General features: G+C 67.2%; 1 protein-coding gene. It reads left to right on the forward strand.

All coding sequences use genetic code 11. The features are described from left to right. Window positions 1-93: 93 nt before the first annotated feature. On the forward strand, window positions 94-1,209 hold the full coding sequence (locus ACWCXH_RS39905; protein ID WP_449806415.1) for an IS701 family transposase: 1,116 nt from the start codon (window positions 94-96) through the stop codon (window positions 1,207-1,209). The last annotated feature ends 190 nt before the right edge of the window (window positions 1,210-1,399 follow it).

The following is a 1,399-nucleotide window of genomic DNA, read 5'->3' on the forward strand; positions in this document are numbered from 1 at the left end:
TACTGCAATCACAGTTACTGGTGGGGTAGTTGCGAGGTCTGCCGGTGACTGTGGTTGTGTTCTGTCGTGTCTGTGGATCTCGGGGTGGGACAGATCGGGGCCTGGCAGGAGACGCTGTCTGGGCTGCATGAGCGGTTCGCTGGGCGTTTTTCCAGGTCGGAGCCGCGTGCGCGGGCCCTGACGTATATGGCGGGGTTGATTGCGCCACTGGAGCGGAAGAACGGGTGGACACTGGCGGAGCGAGCGGGCGAGGGGCATCCGATCGGGATGCAGCGCCTGCTGGGCGAGGCGGACTGGGATGCGGACGGTGTCCGCGACGACGTGCGGGACTTCGTCGTGGAGACGATCGGCGCCAAGGACGGCATCCTGATCGGCGACGACACCGGCTTCCTGAAGAAGGGCTCGCGGTCGGCGGGTGTGCAGCGGCAGTACACCGGGACGGCGGGCAGGACAGAGAACTCCCAGATCGGCACGTTCCTGGCTTACGCCTCGGCCAAGGGTCGCGCGTTGATCGACCGGGAGTTGTATCTGCCGGCCTCGTGGACGGACGACCGTGAGCGCTGCCGGGCGGCTGGTGTGCCTGATGAGGTGCCGTTCGCGACGAAGAACGAGCACTTCCGGTGGATGCTGCAGCGCGCGATCGACGCCGGGGTGCCGTTCGCATGGGTGACGGCGGACGAGGCGTATGGCCAGGTCAAGCACCTGCGTGTGTGGCTGGAGCAACGCGGCGTCGGGTATGTGCTGGCCACCAGGGTCAACGACACGGTGATCACGACCGGGTGGCGTGAGGTCCGGGTCGACGAGCTGGTCGCCGATCTGCCGCGGCAGGCCTGGAAGCGCCTGTCCGGCGGCAAGGGCTCCCACGGCGAGCGGATCTACGACTGGGCCCGGGTGGCGATCCGCCCTGTGTGGGAGGACGGCGTCGGGCACTGGGTGCTGGCCCGCCGTTCGGTCAGCGACCCGACCGAGATCGCCCACTACGTGTGCTACGGCCCCGTCACCACCCGCCTGAAGGATCTGGTCAAGGTCGCCGCGGCCAGGTGGGCGATCGAGGAGTCGTTCCAGGTCGCGAAGAACGAGTGCGGCCTGGACCACTATCAGGTCCGCCGCTACGACGCCTGGTACCGGCACATCACCCTGTCCATGGCCGCTCTCGCCGCGCTGACCGCGATCCGTGCCGAGGAGCTGGAAAAGGGGGCTGCCGATTAGGACAAACCGCCTTGATACCCCTGTCGGTCGCGGAGATCCGCCGCCTCATCGGCCTGGTCCTCCAGCCCCATTACCTCACTCCCGCGCATCATCTGCGCTGGTCATGGTGGAGACGCCTCAGCCAGACCCGGGCCCGCCTCAGCCACTACAAACGCCGAGGCCACACCCCATAACTGTGATTGCAGTACTA

Source organism: Kitasatospora sp. NPDC001660 (genome assembly GCF_053596725.1).